The sequence below is a fragment of the Clostridium sp. YIM B02506 genome (assembly GCF_022324845.1).
GTDB lineage: Bacteria > Bacillota > Clostridia > Clostridiales > Clostridiaceae > Clostridium_T > Clostridium_T intestinale.
The window spans coordinates 81,985-102,040 of record NZ_JAKGTG010000005.1 but is presented as its reverse complement, the minus strand read 5'-3'; the positions used below and the strand labels follow the sequence as shown (position 1 = coordinate 102,040).

Sequence of the window (20,056 nt, the reverse complement as noted above, 5' to 3'; positions counted from 1 at the left end):
ATGAAGGCATTTATAGATTTTGTAATAAGTAGAAAAGATCAAATTATAAGTTTAGTAATTGAGCATATACAGCTTACTTTTATAGCAGTTCTTTTAGCTATAATAATAGGTGTACCATTAGGAATATTTATAACTAGAAAGCGTTCTTTGGCAAAGCCTATAATTGGATTTGCTAATTTAGTTCAAGCAGTACCAAGCTTAGCACTATTAGGATTTTTAATTCCTATACTTGGGATTGGATCTAAGCCTGCTATATTAATGGTACTACTATATTCACTTTTACCTATACTTAAAAACACCTATGCAGCAATAAATAACTTAAACAAAGATACTATGGAAGCTGCAAGAGCAATGGGAATGACCAAAACAGAAATGTTATTAAAGGTTGAATTACCACTATCACTTCCCTTAATAATGGCAGGTATTAGAATATCAGCAGTTACAGCTGTAGGTTTAATGACTATAGCAGCCTTTGTTGGAGGTGGAGGTCTTGGATACCTAGTATTTTCAGGTGTACAAACTGTTAATTCAAATATGATTTTAGCAGGTGCAATTCCAGCCTGTATACTTGCTTTAGTCATAGATTTCTTAATAGGTAAGATAGAAGATGTTGTTACTCCAGAAGGAATAGCTGTAGATAATACTATTAAAAATAGAAAGCTAACTAAAAGAATATTGGCTGTTACATGCGGAGTATTGACTTTAGTTATATTATTTAATTTTTCAAAAACAATGTTTGTAAATAAAGATAAAATTGTAATAGGTTCTAAAAACTTTAATGAGCAGTTAATATTAGGTAACATGGTAGCAACTCTTATTGAAGAAAATACAGATATAGAAGTAGAAAGAAAAATGAATTTAGGAGGTTCATCTATAGCATTTAATGCCTTAAAAGCTGGTGGAATTGATATGTATGTAGAATATACAGGAACAGCCTTAGTTAATATACTTGGGATGGAAAGTACAAGCGATAAGGATATAGCTTATAATACAGTTAAAGATGAATTTGAGAAGAACTATGGGTCAACTTGGCTTGAACCATTAGGTTTTAATAATACTTATACACTTGCAGTTAAACAAGAAACAGCAGACAAATATAATCTTAATTCCTTCTCTGATTTAGCTAAAGTAAGTGGTGAACTTAGGTTAGGTTCAACTATGGAATTCTTAAATAGAGAAGATGGTTATTTAGGACTTCAAAAGACATATAACATGAACTTTAAAGATACAAAGGGAATAGATGGAGGTTTAAGATATACCTCTATACAATCAAATGAATCAGACGTAATAGATGCTTTCTCAACTGATGGATTACTGGAAGGCTTTAAGTTAAAAGTTTTAGAAGATGATAAACACTTTTTCCCACCATATGATGCAGTTCCAGTTGTAAGAGAAGATACTTTAGAAAAATACCCAGAGCTAAAACCATTAATAAATAAGTTAGCAGGGGTGTTAACAGAGGAAAAAATGAGAAGTTTAAATTATAAAGTTGATGAAGAGAATATGGATCCAGATGCAGTTGCAAGAGAGTTCTTAAAAGAAAATAATTTAATTTAGATGAAAAGTTGTAGAACTAGTTATATAATAGTTCTGCAACTTTTTTTTGCTTTTTGAGCCATTGAATACAGCTAAAGAGCTTAGGTAATAATAAGAATAAAGAATATTAAATTAGTGAGAGGTAAATATGGACAATAAAGAAGTGTTTAATAAAATTGAAAAATATCTTTTGGAAGAAGAAAGACCATCAAATAAGCTTAATGAATTAATTGCATCTAAAGAAACAGATGACACATCATTTAGTATAATACGAGAACTAATGGATATACCTCAAGAACCTAAATATCATCCAGAGGGAAATGTGTGGAACCATGTTATGCTGGTTGTAGATGAGGCGGCTCTGCTTAGAGAAAAGAGTACAGATAAAAGAGCCTTTATGTGGGGAGCTTTGTTACATGATATAGGCAAGGTTAAAACAACTGTCAAGAGAAAAGGGAGATGGACGTCTTATGACCATGATACAGTAGGTGCAGAGATGGTTATAAGATTATTAAGAGAAGTTGAGGATGACCAGGATTTTATAGATAAAGTTAGTAAGTTAGTAAAATATCATATGCATTATCTTTATGTTGAAAAAAATCTTCCTTTTGGGAACCCAAGAAAACTTGTTGAAGAAACTTCTGTAGAAGAGATTGCCTTATTATCTTATGCAGATAGATGTGGTAGAGGAAACTTATCAAAAAAAGATAGAGAAGAAACAAAAGAGGCTATAGACCGATTTAGAGATAAACTAAACAACATGTGGAGTTTATGTTAATATATTAAATTATAAAACAAGCATTTACATATAAAGTTATAAGATGTATAATGTACCAAAATAGAATAATTTTTTGCTAGGGGTGCCTTTTGGCTGAGAGGAATTGATATTCTAACTCTAAGAACCTGACGTGGTTAGTACCACCGTAGGGAAGCAGATTTATAAGTGTATACACATAGTATCTACTTTTAGAAAACTTTAGGCTTCCTTCGGGAAGTCTTTTTTTTATGATAATTTGACCGGTCAAGTAGTCAACCGGTCAGGTTCAAGATATATAAATAAAGTTAGAGGAGGTGATAAAATGCAGGTTAATGGAAAAGAATATGCACTTAAAGAGCGTAGAAGTTTAATTGACTTACTTAGAGATCTTAAGGTAGATCCAAATAGAATTGTAGTAGAAATTAATTATGAAATAGTTAATAGAGAAGACATTGAAGGCAGATTATTAAATGAAGATGATTCTATAGAAATAATTAGTTTTATGGGCGGAGGCTCAAAATAAAATTATTAAATGAGGAGTTTTAAAATGGATAAGTTAGTTATAGCAGGTAAAGAATTAGATAGCAGATTATTAATTGGAACAGGAAAATATTCATCAAACAAATTAATACCAGAAGTAGTTAAAGCATCAGGTGCAGAGGTTATTACGTTAGCTATAAGAAGGGTAGATTTTGATAACAAAGAGGAAAACATACTAGAACATATTCCTAAAGATATGGTATTACTTCCTAACACTTCAGGAGCAAGAAATGCTGAGGAAGCAATAAGAATAGCTAGGATAGCTAAGGCTATGGGCTGTGGAAATTGGATAAAAATCGAAGTTATATCAGATTCAAAATATTTAATGCCAGATAACCTTGAAACCTTAAAGGCTACAGAAGTTTTAGCTAAAGAGGGATTTGTAGTTTTACCATACATGAATCCAGATATATATTTTGGAAAAATGATGATTGAAGCAGGAGCTGCAGCTGTAATGCCTCTAGGTGCACCAATAGGATCAAATAGAGGCATTAAAACAAAAGAAATAATAAAAATAATGATAGAAGAAATAAATGCCCCAATTATAGTAGATGCTGGTATAGGGAAGCCATCTCATGCAGCAGAAGCAATGGAAATGGGAGCAGCAGCCTGTTTAGTTAATACAGGAATAGCTTCATCAGATGACCCAGTACTTATGGGAGAAGCTTTTAAGTTAGCTATTAAAGCAGGAAGATTATCTTACTTAGCTGGAGCTGGACATGTAGCAGATTTTGCAAAGGCATCATCCCCATTAACAGGTTTTTTAAAGGTAGGCGATAGAAATGAATAATTATAGTAGCTATGAAGAGGTAGTAGATAGTTATAAAGATTTTGATTTTGATGAATACTTTTCTAAGGTGACTATAGAAGATGTTAGAAAAAGCATTTATAAGGATAATTTATCACCAAAGGATCTTTTAAATCTTCTTTCACCTAAGGCTGTAGAAGTCTTAGAAGAAATAGCTCAAAGAGCTAATAAATTGACTAAACAGTATTTTGGAGGGGCAGTTTTACTTTACACTCCTTTATATTTAGCTAACTACTGTGTTAATTTATGTGCTTACTGTGGCTATAGTGCTAAAAATAAAATAAAAAGAAGAAAGCTAACTATGGAAGAAATAGAGGTTGAAGCTAAAGTTATATCAAGTCAAGGGTTTAAGCATATATTGATTCTTACGGGGGAAAGCGAGTACCATAATCCAACTGAATATATAGTAGAGGCTACAAAGATTTTAAAGAAATACTTCCCATCTGTATCTATAGAAATATATCCAATGAATGAAGAGAGTTACAGAAAAGTAGTAGAAGCAGGAGTAGATGGACTTACAGTATATCAAGAAGTTTATAATAAAGAAATTTATAAAAAGGTGCATATAAAAGGACCTAAAAGCAATTACAGCTTTAGAATAGATGCTCCAGAAAGAGGGGCAAAAGCTGGAATGAGAACTTTAGGAATAGGTGCACTACTTGGACTAGAGGACTTTAGAAAAGAAGCATTTTTTACAGGGTTACACGGAGATTATTTACTTAAAAAATATCCAGAGGTAGACATAGCTTATTCCTTTCCTAGGATAAGACCTTGTGTTGGTGGATATGATGATATTCTTCCTTTAAGTGATGTGGATTTAGTACAAGCTATATTAGCCATGAGAATATTTAAACCTACAGCTTCCTTAAATATTTCCACAAGAGAAAGTGGAGAGCTAAGGGAACACTTAATACCTTTAGGGGTTAATAAGATATCAGCAGGCGTTTCTACTCATGTTGGAGGACATTCCTCTGATGTAGAAGTTGGTGAAGAACAGTTTGAGATATCGGATGGAAGATCTGCATTAGAAATAAAAAATATGCTTATAAATAAAGGTTATCAACCAATATTTAAGGATTGGGAAACTATATAAATTTTTAGGAGGGCGTATATATGAACTACACTACTCAAATGGATGCAGCAAAAAAAGGAATCATAACAAAAGAGATGGAAATAGTAGCGGAAAAAGAGAAAATGAATGTTGAGGAGCTAAGAAGATTAGTTTCTGAAGGTAAGGTAGCAATACCAGCTAATAAAAATCATAAGAACATATCTCCAGAAGGTGTAGGACAAGGACTTAGAACTAAGATAAATGTTAATTTAGGTATATCAAAGGACTGTTGTGATTTTGATCAAGAGTTAGAAAAGGTTAGAATTGCAATTGATATGAAGGCTGAAGCTATAATGGATCTTTCTAACTATGGAAAAACAGAGGGGCTTAGAAGAAGAATAGTAGAAATGTCTCCAGCTATGATAGGGACAGTGCCTATTTATGATGCAGTAGGATTTTATGACAAAGAACTTAAGGATATAACAGTTGATGAATTTTTTAGAGTTGTAGAGAAACATGGAGAGGATGGAGTTGACTTCATTACAATTCATGCTGGATTAAATAGAGAATCAGCTAATACTTTTAAGAGGAATAAAAGATTAACCCATATAGTTTCAAGAGGAGGTTCTTTATTATTTGCATGGATGGAACTAAATAATAAAGAAAATCCCTTCTATGAACATTATGATAGGTTATTAGATATATGTGAAAAATATGATATGACCATATCCCTAGGAGATGCATTAAGACCAGGGTCAATAAATGATGCTACAGATGCTTCTCAAATTAAAGAATTAATAACTTTAGGAGAATTAACAAAAAGGGCTTGGGAGAGAAATGTACAAATCATTGTAGAAGGTCCAGGACATATGGCTATTAATGAAATTGAAGCTAACATGCTACTACAGAAAAAGTTATGTCATGGAGCTCCATTTTATGTTTTAGGGCCATTGGTTACTGATGTAGCGCCAGGATATGATCATATAACTTCAGCTATAGGAGGAGCTATTGCAGCAACCTATGGAGCAGACTTTTTATGTTATGTAACTCCAGCAGAACATCTAAGACTTCCAAATCTTGAAGATATGAAAGAAGGAATTGTAGCTTCAAAAATAGCTGCACATGCGGCAGACATTGCAAAAGGTATAAAAGGGGCTAGGGAATGGGATAACAAAATGAGTAAGGCAAGAGCTGATATAGATTGGGAAGAGATGTTCAATTTAGCTTTAGAGCCAGAAAAGCCTAGAAGATACAGAGAAGAATCTATGCCAGAACATTCAGATTCCTGTACAATGTGTGGGAAAATGTGTTCTATGAGAAATATGAAAAGAATTCTTGAAGGTAAGGATATAAATATTTTGAGAGAAGATGCTTAAATTATGAAAATATATTTAATAACTAATAGAAAACTCGTAAGTAATGAAGAGGAGTTCTTACAAGTAATTAAAGAATGCTCAGAAAATGCAGTAGATAATATAATACTAAGAGAAAAAGATTTAGGTTTGGATGATTTAGTTAAGTTAGGGAATAAGATAAAAGAAGTTATAGATGAAAATAAGACAAAACTTATATTAAACTCAAATATAGAGGGTGGAATAAAACTTAAGGCTTACGGAATCCATCTACCTTTTCAAGAGTTTATAAGGGTAGATAATAAGCAGATTTATAGTTTTAAAGAAGTAGGTGTTTCAGTTCATAGTTTAGAAGAGGCTATTAAAGCTGATAAAAAAGGGGCTAGTTATGTTTTGGTTTCTCATATATTTAACACTGAATGTAAAAAGGGACTAGAGCCAAAAGGAGTAGACTTTATTAGTGAGGTTAAAAAAGAGGTTTCTTGTAAAGTTATAGCTTTAGGAGGAATATTGCCAAGCAATGTTAAAGAAGTTAAAAATACAGGGTGTGAGGGAATAGCTGTAATGAGTACTTTGATGAAGAGTAAAGATATAAAAGGTACTTTAAAAGAATATAGAGTATAGATACAAAACAACCTGGAATTGTTGATAAAGATAACAATCCTAGGTTGTTTTATTTAAGGCTTCTAAATAAAATAAGCTGTGATTACTTTTTAATACCAAACATATTTCTCAAAAGAGATACTCTCCTAAAAACTTCATAAGTAATCATAGTTAATATGAAGCTTCCTAAAATTATAAAAATAACTTGAGTAAAGGTTGAGGAAAATATTTTTAGGGAGTAATAACCTACTAATATTACATAAGATTGATGAAAAATATAAATAGGAAAAGAAGCTTTAGAAAAATACTTAGTAATGTTATTTGAGAAATTTAAATAATGTTTTCCCATACCGATAATTCCTAAGATTCCAATCCAAGCAATAATTCTAATAAAAACATCATGAAGTATTCCAATATTAACCTTCCAAAGGTATATAATTAATAGATTTAATGTTGTTAATATAATAAAGCTTATAAATAAAATAAACCTATTGTTTTCAAGTTTTTCTTGAATGCTATCTTCAGATAAGACCATATATCCTAAGAGAAATAAAGCCAAAAATTCTCCTATACTTTTACCACCTATATCTAAGAGTAGTGACATAAATAAAGGAAATATAAAGAGAGGAATCAATCTAATAACTGATAGATTAGCAATTTTCAACCTAATATTGCTTTTATCATATTTAGTCACAATAGGAATAGCTAAAAGTGAAATGATGAATAAATAGAAAATAAACCATAAATGAGCAGGAGTAAAACCACCAGTATATCCACTTAGGTCAGTTGACTTTGTGAAAAATAATATATATTGGTAAAAATAACTTCCTGTATATCCATTATGAAATTTCTCAGCAAAAAAGGTTTGAATAGGAACTATAAATAAAATTCCATAAAGAAGAGGATTTAATAATTTTGCTCTTCTTTCATTTATAAACTCTTTAGGAGTTCTTTTCTTAAGTGCATAGTTAGAACTTATTCCCGCTATAACAAATAATAAAGGCATAAACCAAGGAGAAGTACCTTGGATAAAGGCACTTAAAATAGATACACCAGAACTTTTAACATAAAAGTTTTCACCCCAGTTATTATAAATCATGAAAGTGTGATAGGGAAAAAGCAATAGAATGCTTATCCACCTAATATTATCTAAAAAGAATTTTCTCATGTATTTCCTCCTTGTTATGTGAATAAGTTTTATGCAGGTAGATTGTTTTTTGATAGATTATCTTTGTTTTTTAACTTAGTACCAAGATAAATTGCATAAGCTGCATATAGTATATCTAGGACTATAAGAGTAGGGGTTTCATCAATATTAGTATTTGTCATCATAGCTAATGCATCATATATAAAGTGGAAAGCGATAAGTGGAATAATATTAAACTCAATAGCTATAAGTTCTGATAAAATAAGACCAATTAGAAATGCATTTATTACTTGAAGTATAACATTTAGTATATTAACATTGCTAAATGCATTTGCCATATGAAGAATTCCAAAAAGTACTGAAGAGAAAACTATATAAAAGCTTGTACTTTTTGATTTTAACTTTTCTTTAATAATGCCTCTAAATAAGGATTCTTCAGTAAATCCAACAAAAAAAGTAAATACTATTATAGTTAGTATGTCCATTAAAGTTAATTTAAAATTAAGACCACCCATTATTGGTTGAACTAATGCAATAATTAATAGAGGAATGTAATATAGTACCTTTCCTGTGTTAGAAATATTGAGTTTCTTAAATCCAAACAATTTTAAAGACTTTTCTTTACTTGTCATATTAATTATAAGTATAATACCCATTATTAAATATGCGCTTGTTTGAGTAATTCTTGTAGCAATATCACTAAGTTCAAGAATTACTGATATTGCTGACGCAACACTAACCAGGAAGGTTAATGCGACTCCCCATATAATTGAAGATAAGATAGGTTTTCCTGCTGATTTTTTTTGTTTCATAAAATTAAGTCTCCTTGTAATATATATTTTTTTATAATTTAACTATATAATTTAGTGCTTACTTATTTGAAAATCTTCCCATTATAACTGTATTATGATATTTTCCATCCTTATGTATACGGTCATTTATAAGCAATCCTTCTATAGTAAAACCAAATTGTTTATACATTTGAATTGCTTTTTCATTTGATTCAACAACAGTTAGGTTGATTTTCCTAACTTCCGAAGCGTCCATGCATTTAAGCATATTTTCCATTAATATTTTACCTATCCCATAACCCCAGTAATTTTTTAATATACATATTCCAAACTCTGCTTTATGTCTAAACCTTGACAAGGTATTTCCAGCGCATCTTAAAAACCCTACAATTTGTCCTTCAACTTCTGCAAGTAAAAATAAACTTGTATTAGAGGAGTTGTCTTCAGCAATTATTTTTTCAAAGTCATCTTTAGTAAGTAAGTTTTCCCCAGCTTCTCTATCGAGATATTCAGTTTCTCCATCTATTTTAACTCTTAAAGTGGATAGCTTTTCGGCATCTGATATTCTTGGACAACGAAGAGTCCAAGTCAAATTTTTATTAGTAATTAATTTATTCTCAATAAACATCATAAGCCTCCTAATTATTAGAAAATAGTATCTAGTTTGTCGGAATAAAATGATATGGCTTTTTTATAACTTTTAATATTTTCATCAGAAAAAGTCTCAGCCAAATTTTCTAATAAAATTTTCATAGCTTCTGAATGTTCATTTAAATTATATAAAGTCATAGAGTAAAAGATTTGAATACTTCTGTCATGAGGGAATTTATCTAAACCCATCTTAAGAATAGCTTTAGATTTTTCATACTCTCCTATAGTTCTATAGGTACTGCCTAAACCTAAAATTGCGCCTTGTAAATCTTCCCCTTCAAGACCAAGTGATATGGCATTTTCGTAATATTTTACAGCTTCTTTTTCTAATTCTAAAACATCGAAGCTCCAAGCACATTGATAATTTATAGTAGGATTATCTGGATAAGAATTAACAAGAAGAATTAAAAGTTCGTTTGACTCTTGTAGTTTACCTTGTTTTCTTAATTCAATTGCAATATCTAAATCTCTCATATGCATCATACCTTTCTATGACTATAGATCAGCAAATATCTCATGAATATTTCCATCAGGATCTGAAAATAAGGCTGTTCTTTGATTCCAAGGCATATTTTCTGGTTCATGTATAGGTGTTGCGCCAAGAGAAATTAATTTCTTAAAAGATTCATCAACATCAGTAGGGTTATCACATGGAAAAGCTAACTCAAAAGACTGACCAGTAGCTTTCTCTTTATATTTGCTGCTATGACTAAACATAACTTCTCTAGTACAAATAGCAAATCGTGCTCCTGGATTTTCAAATTCTACATAGCTATCAAGTTCATTTTTAATTTTAAAACCAAGAACTTCGTTGTAAAAATTTTTCATTTCTTTAAAGTTATCTGTCCAAATTGTAATAAGATTAATTTCTGATTTCATAACAGACCTCCTATATTAATTAATATACAAATTGTACCATACACTGTGATACTGTAGAAGAATTTTTAAGTTTCATTAAAATTATTTTAAAATCTACTTTCATCTATAAAACTATATATCTATATAACTATATATAGTTTCCATGCGGGTTAAGCCCAATTTATCTAGATTTTTAGTAAATCTGTTGAGAAAATTTTGGTAGAATGATATAAGTAGCTATGACAATTTCGTATATAGGGTAAAAGGAGGGGATAGTGTGGAGGATAAGGAAATAGTCCAAAAGATTATTGAAAAAGACCCTAAGGCTATAGAAGATTTAATAAATAAATATGGGAAACTAATTTTTGGTGTAATTAATAAGATTCTAAACTCTTCTAATGAAAGATGGGAGATTGAAGAATGTTTTAATGATATTCTTATGACTTTGTGGAAGAATATGTATCTTTATAAAGAGGAAAAAGGTAAACTTATTAACTTTATTATTTCAGTTGCTAAGTTTAAAGCTATAGATTATAAAAGAAAGATTCAGAAAAAAAATAATGTTATAGAACTTAAAGAAGAGGTATTAAGGAAAGAAGAGTTTCAAGATGAGATTGATATAAAAGATCAAGAGGGATTTTATAACTTAATAAAAGAGTTAAAGGAAAAGGATAAAGAGATATTTATAAGAAGATATCTTTTAGATGAATCTATGGAGAAGATATCAAAAGATTTAAACCTATCGAAAGAGTATATTTATAATAAACTTTCCAGAGGAAGAAAGAAAATCAAAGAAAGATTGGAGGGGATTTAGATGTTAGAAGCGGAATTAATAAATGAACTTAATGGAATAGAGTATAGCAATGAAGAAATAGATGATTATTTAAATTGGGCAGAAATAAGTGAAGATGAGCTTAATAAAATAAGTGGAGATGTACAGACTAAACTTGCTAGAAGAGCGCTTAGAGAATGTGGTGAATTTATTGAAAGCACTATGGAAAAAGGTGAATACACAGAAGCGGTAATAAAAGGAAGCGATAGAGATGCTATAGTGTACTCTGCTTTTTTAGGTATGTTTATGCCAGGAGCTTTCTTGCTTTCAGGTGACTATTCTTTTGGATATATTATGTTTATTACTAATAAAAGATTAATAGTAGTAAATTCTAATTATTTTAACAAAGCTTTGGGAACTAGAATTTATACAAGGGAAGAAATGAAAAATATAAGATTTAAAAGAGTTTTGGATAGATCAAAAAAAGGCTTAATTAAAAATTTCTTTAAAAATATAGTCTCAACGCCTGGAGGATTTGTTTCTATGGCATTTGGTCTTGGAGTATTTTCAAATAGATTTTTTGAGGCATATGATTTTGATATAGGTTTTGAGGGAAAGATTATTTTTAGAGTTGTTGCATTAATAGCACTAATAATAAGTGGAATAGAACCAGATTTAGAAACCGAAGCTATAATAACAATGAGAGATGGAAAGAAATATGATTTTCTTGTAAGAAACGCAAATTATAAAGAGATTTTACGATATCTTAAAAAGCTTTCTAATAATATAAGAATGTAGAATGTTTACAAATAAAAAACACTTGTATTCTATGAGGGGACAGGGTATAATTTTTTTAACGTAATTGTTATATCATGTAAACTTGGGGTGATTAAATGTTATTTAAAAGTACAAGAGGATTAGAAAGTAATTTATCCTCATCAGAGGCTATATTAAAAGGAATTGCAAGGGATGGAGGGCTATTTGTTCCTGAGAGTTTTCCAGAGGTTTATTCAAAGTTAAAGGGGAAAACAAATTATAATTATGAAGAATTAGCTGAAATAATTATAGGGCAATATTTTACTGACATAACGAGTGAAGATTTAAAAGAGGCTATTAAAGATGCGTATACTGGTAGATTTAATGTTGAAGTTAAAAATGGGTTTTTAGAATTATATCATGGACCAACTTCTGCTTTTAAGGATGCAGCACTTTTGTTTCTTCCTCAAATAATGAAAAAAGCTAAAAAAGTAATTAATTTTAATAAGGATATAGTAATTTTAACTGCTACATCAGGAGATACTGGTAAAGCTGCTTTAGAAGGCTTTAAGGATGTAGACGGGTTTAAAGTAGTTGTATATTATCCAAAAGATGGAGTCTCAGAGGTTCAAGAAAAGCAAATGAGAACTCAAAAAGGGGATAATGTTTATGTAGTAGCTATAGAAGGTAATTTTGATGATGCACAAAGAGGAGTAAAAACTATATTCAGTAATAGTGAATTAAAGGAAGAATTAGATATAAATAATATAGCACTTTCTTCTGCAAATTCTATAAATATAGGTAGACTAGTACCACAAATAGTTTATTACTTTTATGGGTATTTTAAACTTATAGAGCAGGGCGAGATAAAAGAAGGAGAACAAATTAATGTAGTTGTACCTACAGGAAACTTCGGAAATATTTTAGCTGCTTACTATGGAAAACAGATGGGACTTCCTATAGATAAGTTTATATGTGCATCTAACGAAAATAATGTATTAACTGATTTCTTTAAGGAAGGGGTTTATGATAAAAATAGGGAACTTGTATTAACAGAATCTCCTTCAATGGATATTTTAGTGTCTTCAAATCTTGAAAGACTTCTATTTGAAATAGCTGATAGAGATAGCAGCTTAGTTAAAAGCTTGATGGATTCGCTGCAGAAGGATGGAAAGTATTCTATAACTGAGTCTATGGAAGAAAAACTTAAAGATTTCTATGGAGATTTTTCAGATATAGAAGAAGTATATAAAGTAATAAAAGAAGTTTATGAAAAAGATAATTATCTAATGGACACCCACACAGCAGTTGCTTATAGTGTTTACAAAAAATATGCACAAACTACCGGTGATGATAAAAAAGTATTAATTGCATCTACTGCAAGTCCATTTAAGTTTAATAGGAGTATAATCAATGCTTTGGGAATAGAAGCTGGAGATAAGGACGATTTAGAACTGTTAAATACTTTATCAGAAAAAACCTCATTAGAGATACCAAGTGCTCTAAAAGAGCTTAGAGAGCTTACAGTGGTGCATGACTTAGAGTGTGAAGCTGATAAAATGGAAGATATCCTTAAGAAGATATTAAAAGTAGGTGAGTAGTATGGTTAAGGTTAAAGTACCTGCCACTTCTGCAAACCTTGGGGCTGGATTCGATTGTATGGGGTTAGCCTTCGAACTTTTTAATGTGTTTGAATTTCAAGAGATTAAAGAAGGCTTAGAGTTTGAGGGAGTAAAAGAAGAATACTGCAATAAAGATAATATTATATATGAAGCTATGATGTTATGCTTTAATAGAGCTGAATATAAACCTACTGGACTTAAGATAAGTATTTTAGAAGAGAATATTCCGATTTCAAGAGGGCTTGGAAGCAGCTCTAGTTGTATAGTAGGAGGTCTTTTAGGGGCAAATGAACTTATGGGTTCTCCCTTTAACTTAGAGGAACTTTTCAATATGTCTGTAGAAATAGAAGGGCATCCAGATAATGTAGCACCAGCCTTTTTTGGCGGAATTGTAGTTTCTTCAATGGAAGATGGGAAAGCTTATTATAATAAGGTGGATATAAAAGAGGGAATAGAATTTTTATCATTTATTCCAAGTTTTACTTTATCTACAGAGAAGGCAAGAAAAGCACTTCCAGCTACAATACCATTTAAGGATGGGGTTTATAATGTTGGAAAAGCTGCTCTTACTTTAAGTTGTTTCTATTTAGGCAATTATGATATGCTAAAGTATGCATGTAAGGATAAACTTCATGAACCATACAGAAGCAAGCTTATACCTAACTTTGAGGAGATAACTAAAGAAGTTTTGGATTTGGGAGCATTGTGTGTTTTTTTAAGCGGAGCAGGTCCAACTATTATGAGTATAGTTAAGAAAGAGGATGATACCGCTAAAGATAAAATAAAGGCTCATATGACTAAGTTTGAAAAAGAGTGGTCACTTGTAACACTTAAGGAAAACAATATAGGGGCCGAAATAATTAAAGGGTGAGTTAAGATGAATAGTAATTATATACTTGTGGATAAAAGGGTTTTGCCAGAAGTATTTGAAAAGGTATTAAAGGCAAAGAGATTATTAAAAGATGGGAAAGTTAAGGAAATAACTGAGGCTGCTAAGGTAGTTGGAATTAGTAGAAGTGTATATTATAAATATAAGGATTATGTTTTTGAATTTGCAGAAAGTAGTCATGGAAGAAAGTTTACTTTTAATATGATTATTTCTCATAAAAAAGGAGTTCTTTCAAGTTTATTGAATTTTTTAACTGAAAAAGGTGGAAATATATTAACTATAGATCAAGGAATTCCTATAAATAATCTAGCAAATGTAAGTATTACCATGGATATAACTTCTTTAGAAGGGGATGCAACAGACCTTTTAGAAGATTTATACTTGGTAGATGGAGTAGAAAAGGTAGATTTTGTCGCAATGGAGTAAAGTGAAACTTAGCTTCAGAGGGAGTTTTAATCTCCCGCTGAAGGTTAGTTGAACTTATCTAGGGTCGTGCCACTGTTATCTCCAACTTTAATAGGGGTTGGAGAGTTACAGTGGCTAGACATCAGATAAATTTAAGAACTAATTAAGAATTTAAGCAGATATATTTAAGAAAAGTACGATAATATATAATCATAAACTTAAAACGGAGGACTATCAATGAAAAATATATTAAAAAATCATTGGGGAAAACTTCTTACAGCTATGATTCTTATTGTACTTTCTTTTTATGGATTTATTTATAGAGAGAGTTTAGCTCAAGCAATAAACTTAATGAAAGATCCGAAAGCAATTAGTTTATATATAGAGAGTTATGGTCACTTTGGGGTGATAATGTTTATTTTACTTCAAGTCACTCAAGTAGTTATATTCTTTATACCAGGGGAAGTCACCCAGGCAGCTGGAGGATATATTTTTGGAACCTTTTTAGGAACACTATATTCTATTATAGGAATAAATTTAGGTTCAGCAGTATTATTTTTTGGAACAAGAAAGTTTGGGAATTCTTTAGTGGATAAAGTTGTACCTGAAAAGTTAAAACGACCATTTGAAAAGCTTTTAAATGCTAAAAAGATAAACTTAATAGTATTTTTAATATATTTAATTCCAGGAATACCTAAGGATAGTTCAGTATTTTTATGTGCTCTATCTAGAATCAGTTTTAAAGATTTTCTAATCTACTCAACACTTGGAAGAATGCCAGCATTAGTTATATCTTCTTTTTATGGAGCTAATATAGCTACAGGGAACATGCACATTATAATAATTTTATCCGTTATAATGGTAGTAGGTTTAGGAATATGTATGATGTTAAAGAAATTTTTTATGGAAAAACTAGCAAAAATAAGTTAAATAGATTAATTAAAAATCCATTATGATATATTCATAGTGGATTTTACCTATTTTAAATGAAACTTACCTTTGACATAATGAAGGTTTTTAATTAATCTTGTATTAGAGTCTTTTTAAGGAAGAGAGTAATATAGAGAAAGGGTGATAGGAGTGAGTATATATTTTGATAACGCAGCAACTACTCCACCTACAGAAGAAGTTATAGAATCAGTAGTAGTAGGAATGAAAGAATATTATGGAAATCCATCTTCTCTTCATAAGTTAGGGTTAAATGCAGAAAGAATGTTATTAACTAGTAGAGAAGAGTTAGCTAAAACTATAAATGCAACCTCTGATGAAATATTTTTTACTTCAGGAGGAAGTGAAGGAAATAATTTTATATTAAAAGGAATTGGAAAATCAGGGAATAATATTATTACAACTAAATTTGAACATCCCTCAGTTTTAAATGCTTTAAATGAGCTAAGAGAACAGGGAATAATAGTTCATGAATTATCTCTTAATGAAAATGGTGAAGTTGATTTAGAAGAACTAAAGGGTTTTATAGATAAAAATACTGTATTAGTATCCATAATGCATGTTAATAATGAGATCGGAACTATTCAGCCTATTGAAGAAATAGGGAAAATAATTAAAGATAATTCTACTAGAGCAAAATTTCATGTAGACGGAGTTCAAAGTTATGGTAAAATAGCTATTGATGTTAAAAAAGCTAATATAGATTATTTAACTGTAAGTTCTCATAAATTTCATGGACCTAAGGGAGTAGGTTTTTGTTATATAAGAAAAGGTCTAAGACTAAAAGCTCTAATTTCAGGTGGTGGACAAGAGTCTGGTTTTAGAAGTGGAACTGAAAACTTACCTGGAGTAATGGGAATGGTTGTAGCAGCAAAGATGGCACAAGCCTCAATTAAAGAAAGTTATAAAAAAGTTTGGGAAATAAAAGAACATTTTATAGAAAAACTTAAAGGAATAGAAAATATAAAAATAAATTCTCCTCAAAAGGAAAACATAAGTCCATACATATTAAATGTTTCTTTTACTGGTATAAGAGGAGAGGTTCTTTTACATGCCCTTGAGGAAAATGGTATATTTGTATCCACAGGTTCTGCTTGTTCATCAAGAGGTGGCAAAGAGAGTCATGTATTAAAAGCTTTAGGGTTAGATTATAAAGACATAGATGGTGCTATAAGATTTTCTTTTTCAAGATTTAATACATTAGAAGAAGTGGATTTATCCAATGAAGCACTTAAGAAATCATTGTTATTTTTAAGGAGAGTTAGAAAATGAAAAAATTATTACTTATAAAAAGTGCCCCTGAGATATTTTTAAAGGGACTAAACAGAAACAAATTTGAAAGATTATTAAAAAAGAATATAGCTAAAAAACTTGAAGGAATAGAATATGAATTCATCACAGACATGGGAAGATGGTTCGTATATTCAGAGGATTTAGAAGAAGCTTGCAGTAGAGTTAGAAAAGTATTTGGAGTAACTCAGGTTTGTATAGTAACTCAAATAGAAAGAGATTATGAAGAAATTAAAAAACTAGCTTTAAGTAAGGTAATAGAAGCTAAAGCATCAAACTTCAAAATAGAAACTAATAGAGCTAATAAAGAATTCCCTAAAAACTCTATGGAAGTTTCAAGAGAAGTTGGAGGATATGTTTTAACTAACTATGAAGGTGAGCTTTCAGTTAAAATAAATGATCCTGAATGTTTAGTTAAGGTTGAAATAAGAGATAAGGCGTATCTATATACTAAGTTAGACATAGTAAAAGGAGAAGGTGGTCTTCCTTACGGAGTTAATGGAAGCACTATGCTTATGTTATCTGGTGGAATAGATTCACCTGTAGCTGGATATATGATGGCAAGAAGAGGGGTAGAACTTCACTGTGTATATTATCACTCTCACCCATATACTTCAGAAAGAGCTAAAGATAAGGTTAAGGATTTAGCAAAAGTATTAGCAAGTTATACAGAAAAAGTTAATTTATATGTAGTTCCATTTACAGAGATTCAAATGGGCATAATAGAGAAATGTAGAGAAGATGAGCTTACAATAATCATGAGGAGATTTATGATGAGAGTAGCTTGTGAATTGGCTGAACAAAAAGGAATTCAATCAGTATCTACAGGTGAAAGTATAGGTCAAGTAGCATCTCAAACTATGGAAGGTTTAATAGTTTCAACAGATGTAGCAGATAGACCAGTATTTAGACCATTAATATCTATGGATAAAGAAGACATCATGGATATATCAAGAAGAATAGGAACTTATGATATATCTATAAGACCATATGAAGACTGCTGTACAATATTTGTACCTAAACATCCTAAAACAAAACCACAAGTAGAGCCAATAAGAAAATCAGAAGAAGCTTTAGATATCGAGGCTTTAGTTAAAGAAGCTGTAGATAATATTGAAGTGTATAGATTCTAGAATTTAATATAATAGTGAATAGTCCTACTTTTGTAGGGCTATTTTTATTTACTTTAAAGGAAATTAAAATTACATGTAGAAATACTAATATAATAGTGTAAATGGGATTGGTGGAATGATTATGAAGAGATTTATAACCTTTATGATTTCAGTAGGATTAATTTTTATTATAGCTTTTAATTTATATAAACTATATTCTAAATCTGATGTACCTTATGAAATACCCAAAGTTCATTTTAAATATAAGAGTAAAAAAATAACCTCATCTCAAGGTGAGCATAATTGGATAAACGGAGAAGGTGGAAATAGTTATCTAGCAGGATCTTCATATGAAATTGGTGAAAAGTTAGAGGTTATAAAGTGTATTGCAAGTGGTTATATGGATATAACTTTTAAGACTAAGCCTATAAATTGTCCACCTCAAAAGCTTATAGTTTCAGTATGGAAAGATAAGGATAATAGAGAGGTATATCAAGAAATTAGAGGGGATATTTTAAATTCAGTAACAATATTGCTTCCTGAAAAAGAAGGAGAATATATTTTTGAGATTAATGCTTACTGGAACGATAAGCATAACACCTCAAATATCTTAAAGATATTAATAGAATAGGGTAAGAATAGATAAGGAAATAAGCACCAAGTAGCATACAAAATACTTGGTGCTTATTTCCTTTTATAATTAGTTATTTGAATCTATTATCTCTTTTAAAGTAACATTTTCATTTATAAATCTAGAATCACTTTTTTGATTTTTTAGTTTAATAGCTTTTTTAGGGCAGTTTTGAATACAAGCTAAACAATGTTGACAGTTACCATTAAATTTAGGTTTAGTGGCAACCGTTATGTTGTTAACTGGGCATACTTTTTCACAAATTTTGCAACTTATACAACTGTCATCAACTATAAATTTTTTATCAAAATTCGGGTCATATAATTTTTCATTAAGAGATCTTACAATTTCAGAAACCTTGGAGTGTTTTTTCAAGTAAATTTTATTTGAAGCTACATCTTCAATAATTTTATTAAGATTGCCTTCGATATTTTTTTTGGATTGAGTTTTTATCTGTTTGTCCATGTCAAACCCAGGAAGATAGTTATCTACCATTATTAATTCATTTACGTAAGAAAATTTTATCCCGTTTCTTTCACCTATTTTTAATAGATGTATTGTAGATGCTCCTGCATACATTCCGTAAGTAGCTATTCCAAAAAAATAATTACTTTTAAGTTTAGCTTTATCCAAAAACTCTTCAACTATCTTCGGTACGCCGCTATGATATACTGGGAAAACTATACCTATTTTATCATCTTCAAAATTAAGGTTATTTTCTTTTAATAGTTTTGGGATAGAGTAATACTCAGCTTCAAAGCTTTTTGCTACATATAAATTATTACCTGTTGCTGTAAAATAAAAAATTTTCATAGGTTCCTCCTCTTAGTAGTGTTACAATTGTAACGCTATATTGGATATAGTATAATATAAGAAAATAGCGAAAATCAATATCTTAAGATGGAAGTGTTACAAAAGAGAGGGATTTGTTTATGGGAAATAATAATTCGCAAAATCTAATTACGAAAGAGAGTATTTTCACAGCTTTAATGATTTTAATGGAGAAAAAGAATTTTAAGGAAATATCAATAACAGAATTAACTAAAAAAGCTGGGGTATCACGAATGGCTTTTTATAGAAATTATAATAATTTAGAAGATATTATAACTGACTATTTAGATGAATTTTTTGAGGAGTCATATAAAGAGTTAGTTATATGCGAAAAAAATGATAATAATGAAATTCTAATAAGATTTTTTTCATATTTTAGAGAACATAAAAAATTAATCGACAACTTAATTAAAGCTAGTCTAGCTAACTTAATACTAGAAAGATGTACTAACATATTCTATTCCTTATCTAAAGAAGTAGTATGTTCTAATCCTCATCCAGAAGAAGTTCAAAGATTTATAATTGAATTTGTTTCAGGAGGACTATATAAAATTTTAATAGAATGGGCTAAAAACGGAATGAAAGAAAGTGATGAAAAAATGGGAAGTATTATACATTCATTAATGACTGGAGCTTCGGTAAAGACCATAATATCATATTAAGTAAATACCAGATTATTTAAAACAAGAAGTATCTTAATTTTAAG

23 protein-coding genes and 1 riboswitch are annotated in these 20,056 nt (G+C 30.1%); of the genes, 17 read left to right on the top strand and 6 right to left on the bottom strand.

Going from position 1 to position 20,056, the window contains the following annotated elements:
* The 7 genes from L1S49_RS06150 to L1S49_RS06120 all read left to right on the top strand — a co-directional run bounded on the left by L1S49_RS06150 (nt 1) and on the right by L1S49_RS06120 (nt 6,668).
* Nucleotides 1-1,557, top strand: coding sequence for a glycine betaine ABC transporter substrate-binding protein (locus L1S49_RS06150; RefSeq protein WP_238903117.1), 1,557 nt, complete (start codon nt 1-3; stop codon nt 1,555-1,557).
* A gap of 127 nt (nt 1,558-1,684) precedes the next feature.
* Nucleotides 1,685-2,314, top strand: a complete 630-nt coding sequence (locus tag L1S49_RS06145) for an HD domain-containing protein (protein WP_238903115.1) — start codon at nt 1,685-1,687, stop codon at nt 2,312-2,314.
* 68 nt (nt 2,315-2,382) lie between these two features.
* A riboswitch (TPP riboswitch) is annotated at nt 2,383-2,483 on the top strand.
* 132 nt (nt 2,484-2,615) lie between these two features.
* Nucleotides 2,616-2,816 carry a sulfur carrier protein ThiS gene (gene thiS / locus L1S49_RS06140; RefSeq protein WP_238903113.1) on the top strand — a complete coding sequence of 67 codons (201 nt, stop codon included), beginning with the start codon at nt 2,616-2,618 and terminating at the stop codon, nt 2,814-2,816.
* Between the two features lie 24 nt (nt 2,817-2,840).
* Nucleotides 2,841-3,623, top strand: a complete 783-nt coding sequence (locus L1S49_RS06135) for a thiazole synthase (RefSeq protein ID WP_238903112.1) — start codon at nt 2,841-2,843, stop codon at nt 3,621-3,623.
* A complete protein-coding gene (thiH, locus tag L1S49_RS06130; RefSeq protein ID WP_238903111.1) occupies nt 3,616-4,734 on the top strand; it encodes a 2-iminoacetate synthase ThiH in 1,119 nt (372 codons plus the stop codon). The genes L1S49_RS06135 and thiH overlap by 8 nt, the downstream gene beginning before the upstream one ends.
* 20 nt (nt 4,735-4,754) lie before the next feature.
* Complete coding sequence (gene thiC, locus L1S49_RS06125) at nt 4,755-6,068, top strand: phosphomethylpyrimidine synthase ThiC (RefSeq protein ID WP_238903110.1); 1,314 nt, start codon at nt 4,755-4,757, stop codon at nt 6,066-6,068.
* 3 nt (nt 6,069-6,071) lie between these two features.
* Nucleotides 6,072-6,668, top strand: a complete 597-nt coding sequence (locus L1S49_RS06120) for a thiamine phosphate synthase (RefSeq protein WP_238903108.1) — start codon at nt 6,072-6,074, stop codon at nt 6,666-6,668.
* Between the two features lie 82 nt (nt 6,669-6,750).
* Here L1S49_RS06120 and L1S49_RS06115 read toward each other — a convergent pair whose 3' ends face one another.
* Genes L1S49_RS06115 through L1S49_RS06095 form a run of 5 tightly spaced genes read right to left on the bottom strand, consistent with a single transcriptional unit; the run spans nt 6,751 to nt 10,115 of the window.
* Nucleotides 6,751-7,815 (bottom strand): acyltransferase family protein, encoded by a 1,065-nt coding sequence (locus L1S49_RS06115; RefSeq protein ID WP_238903106.1) that lies wholly within the window; start codon nt 7,813-7,815, stop codon nt 6,751-6,753.
* A 29-nt stretch (nt 7,816-7,844) separates the two neighbouring features.
* Nucleotides 7,845-8,606: a CPBP family intramembrane glutamic endopeptidase gene (locus tag L1S49_RS06110; RefSeq protein WP_238903104.1), complete on the bottom strand. Its 762-nt coding sequence runs from the start codon at nt 8,604-8,606 to the stop codon at nt 7,845-7,847.
* A 58-nt stretch (nt 8,607-8,664) separates the two neighbouring features.
* Nucleotides 8,665-9,213, bottom strand: coding sequence for a GNAT family N-acetyltransferase (locus tag L1S49_RS06105; RefSeq protein ID WP_238903102.1), 549 nt, complete (start codon nt 9,211-9,213; stop codon nt 8,665-8,667).
* A 17-nt stretch (nt 9,214-9,230) separates the two neighbouring features.
* Nucleotides 9,231-9,710, bottom strand: a complete 480-nt coding sequence (locus L1S49_RS06100) for a tetratricopeptide repeat protein (protein ID WP_238903100.1) — start codon at nt 9,708-9,710, stop codon at nt 9,231-9,233.
* A 21-nt stretch (nt 9,711-9,731) separates the two neighbouring features.
* Nucleotides 9,732-10,115, bottom strand: coding sequence for a VOC family protein (locus tag L1S49_RS06095; RefSeq protein WP_238903098.1), 384 nt, complete (start codon nt 10,113-10,115; stop codon nt 9,732-9,734).
* A gap of 256 nt (nt 10,116-10,371) precedes the next feature.
* Between L1S49_RS06095 and L1S49_RS06090 the strand changes: the two genes are divergently transcribed.
* From L1S49_RS06090 to L1S49_RS06050, 9 genes are all read left to right on the top strand, one after another.
* Entirely contained in the window at nt 10,372-10,908 is a 537-nt protein-coding gene (locus L1S49_RS06090) for a sigma-70 family RNA polymerase sigma factor (protein ID WP_238903096.1), read from the top strand.
* Nucleotides 10,909-11,664 carry a hypothetical protein gene (locus L1S49_RS06085; protein ID WP_238903094.1) on the top strand — a complete coding sequence of 252 codons (756 nt, stop codon included), beginning with the start codon at nt 10,909-10,911 and terminating at the stop codon, nt 11,662-11,664.
* 95 nt (nt 11,665-11,759) lie between these two features.
* The gene (gene thrC / locus L1S49_RS06080) at nt 11,760-13,223 is read left to right on the top strand and encodes a threonine synthase (RefSeq protein ID WP_238903092.1); all 1,464 of its coding nucleotides are present in this window, start codon (nt 11,760-11,762) and stop codon (nt 13,221-13,223) included.
* A 1-nt stretch (nt 13,224) separates the two neighbouring features.
* A complete protein-coding gene (gene thrB / locus L1S49_RS06075; RefSeq protein WP_238903089.1) occupies nt 13,225-14,115 on the top strand; it encodes a homoserine kinase in 891 nt (296 codons plus the stop codon).
* 6 nt (nt 14,116-14,121) lie between these two features.
* On the top strand, nt 14,122-14,559 hold the full coding sequence (locus L1S49_RS06070; RefSeq protein ID WP_238903086.1) for an ACT domain-containing protein: 438 nt from the start codon (nt 14,122-14,124) through the stop codon (nt 14,557-14,559).
* A gap of 216 nt (nt 14,560-14,775) precedes the next feature.
* The gene (locus tag L1S49_RS06065) at nt 14,776-15,468 is read left to right on the top strand and encodes a TVP38/TMEM64 family protein (protein WP_238903084.1); all 693 of its coding nucleotides are present in this window, start codon (nt 14,776-14,778) and stop codon (nt 15,466-15,468) included.
* A gap of 150 nt (nt 15,469-15,618) precedes the next feature.
* On the top strand, nt 15,619-16,758 hold the full coding sequence (locus L1S49_RS06060) for a cysteine desulfurase family protein (protein WP_238903082.1): 1,140 nt from the start codon (nt 15,619-15,621) through the stop codon (nt 16,756-16,758).
* Nucleotides 16,755-17,909 (top strand): tRNA uracil 4-sulfurtransferase ThiI, encoded by a 1,155-nt coding sequence (thiI, locus tag L1S49_RS06055; protein WP_238903080.1) that lies wholly within the window; start codon nt 16,755-16,757, stop codon nt 17,907-17,909. The genes L1S49_RS06060 and thiI overlap by 4 nt, the downstream gene beginning before the upstream one ends.
* 121 nt (nt 17,910-18,030) lie before the next feature.
* Nucleotides 18,031-18,519 carry a hypothetical protein gene (locus L1S49_RS06050; RefSeq protein WP_238903079.1) on the top strand — a complete coding sequence of 163 codons (489 nt, stop codon included), beginning with the start codon at nt 18,031-18,033 and terminating at the stop codon, nt 18,517-18,519.
* Between the two features lie 69 nt (nt 18,520-18,588).
* Here L1S49_RS06050 and L1S49_RS06045 read toward each other — a convergent pair whose 3' ends face one another.
* Nucleotides 18,589-19,332, bottom strand: coding sequence for an EFR1 family ferrodoxin (locus tag L1S49_RS06045; RefSeq protein ID WP_238903077.1), 744 nt, complete (start codon nt 19,330-19,332; stop codon nt 18,589-18,591).
* Between the two features lie 119 nt (nt 19,333-19,451).
* On the opposite strand from L1S49_RS06045, the gene L1S49_RS06040 reads away from it, so the two are divergent.
* Nucleotides 19,452-20,012 carry a TetR/AcrR family transcriptional regulator gene (locus tag L1S49_RS06040; RefSeq protein ID WP_238903075.1) on the top strand — a complete coding sequence of 187 codons (561 nt, stop codon included), beginning with the start codon at nt 19,452-19,454 and terminating at the stop codon, nt 20,010-20,012.
* Nucleotides 20,013-20,056: the final 44 nt, after the last annotated feature.

Coding starts and splice junctions, on each gene's coding strand:
- L1S49_RS06150 (WP_238903117.1), top strand. CDS start 1: ATGAAGGCATTTATAGATTTTGTAATAAGTAGAAAAGATCAAATTATA.
- L1S49_RS06145 (WP_238903115.1), top strand. CDS start 1,685: ATGGACAATAAAGAAGTGTTTAATAAAATTGAAAAATATCTTTTGGAA.
- thiS (WP_238903113.1), top strand. CDS start 2,616: ATGCAGGTTAATGGAAAAGAATATGCACTTAAAGAGCGTAGAAGTTTA.
- L1S49_RS06135 (WP_238903112.1), top strand. CDS start 2,841: ATGGATAAGTTAGTTATAGCAGGTAAAGAATTAGATAGCAGATTATTA.
- thiH (WP_238903111.1), top strand. CDS start 3,616: ATGAATAATTATAGTAGCTATGAAGAGGTAGTAGATAGTTATAAAGAT.
- thiC (WP_238903110.1), top strand. CDS start 4,755: ATGAACTACACTACTCAAATGGATGCAGCAAAAAAAGGAATCATAACA.
- L1S49_RS06120 (WP_238903108.1), top strand. CDS start 6,072: ATGAAAATATATTTAATAACTAATAGAAAACTCGTAAGTAATGAAGAG.
- L1S49_RS06115 (WP_238903106.1), bottom strand. CDS start 7,815: ATGAGAAAATTCTTTTTAGATAATATTAGGTGGATAAGCATTCTATTG.
- L1S49_RS06110 (WP_238903104.1), bottom strand. CDS start 8,606: ATGAAACAAAAAAAATCAGCAGGAAAACCTATCTTATCTTCAATTATA.
- L1S49_RS06105 (WP_238903102.1), bottom strand. CDS start 9,213: ATGTTTATTGAGAATAAATTAATTACTAATAAAAATTTGACTTGGACT.
- L1S49_RS06100 (WP_238903100.1), bottom strand. CDS start 9,710: ATGAGAGATTTAGATATTGCAATTGAATTAAGAAAACAAGGTAAACTA.
- L1S49_RS06095 (WP_238903098.1), bottom strand. CDS start 10,115: ATGAAATCAGAAATTAATCTTATTACAATTTGGACAGATAACTTTAAA.
- L1S49_RS06085 (WP_238903094.1), top strand. CDS start 10,909: ATGTTAGAAGCGGAATTAATAAATGAACTTAATGGAATAGAGTATAGC.
- thrC (WP_238903092.1), top strand. CDS start 11,760: ATGTTATTTAAAAGTACAAGAGGATTAGAAAGTAATTTATCCTCATCA.
- thrB (WP_238903089.1), top strand. CDS start 13,225: ATGGTTAAGGTTAAAGTACCTGCCACTTCTGCAAACCTTGGGGCTGGA.
- L1S49_RS06070 (WP_238903086.1), top strand. CDS start 14,122: ATGAATAGTAATTATATACTTGTGGATAAAAGGGTTTTGCCAGAAGTA.
- L1S49_RS06065 (WP_238903084.1), top strand. CDS start 14,776: ATGAAAAATATATTAAAAAATCATTGGGGAAAACTTCTTACAGCTATG.
- thiI (WP_238903080.1), top strand. CDS start 16,755: ATGAAAAAATTATTACTTATAAAAAGTGCCCCTGAGATATTTTTAAAG.
- L1S49_RS06050 (WP_238903079.1), top strand. CDS start 18,031: ATGAAGAGATTTATAACCTTTATGATTTCAGTAGGATTAATTTTTATT.
- L1S49_RS06045 (WP_238903077.1), bottom strand. CDS start 19,332: ATGAAAATTTTTTATTTTACAGCAACAGGTAATAATTTATATGTAGCA.
- L1S49_RS06040 (WP_238903075.1), top strand. CDS start 19,452: ATGGGAAATAATAATTCGCAAAATCTAATTACGAAAGAGAGTATTTTC.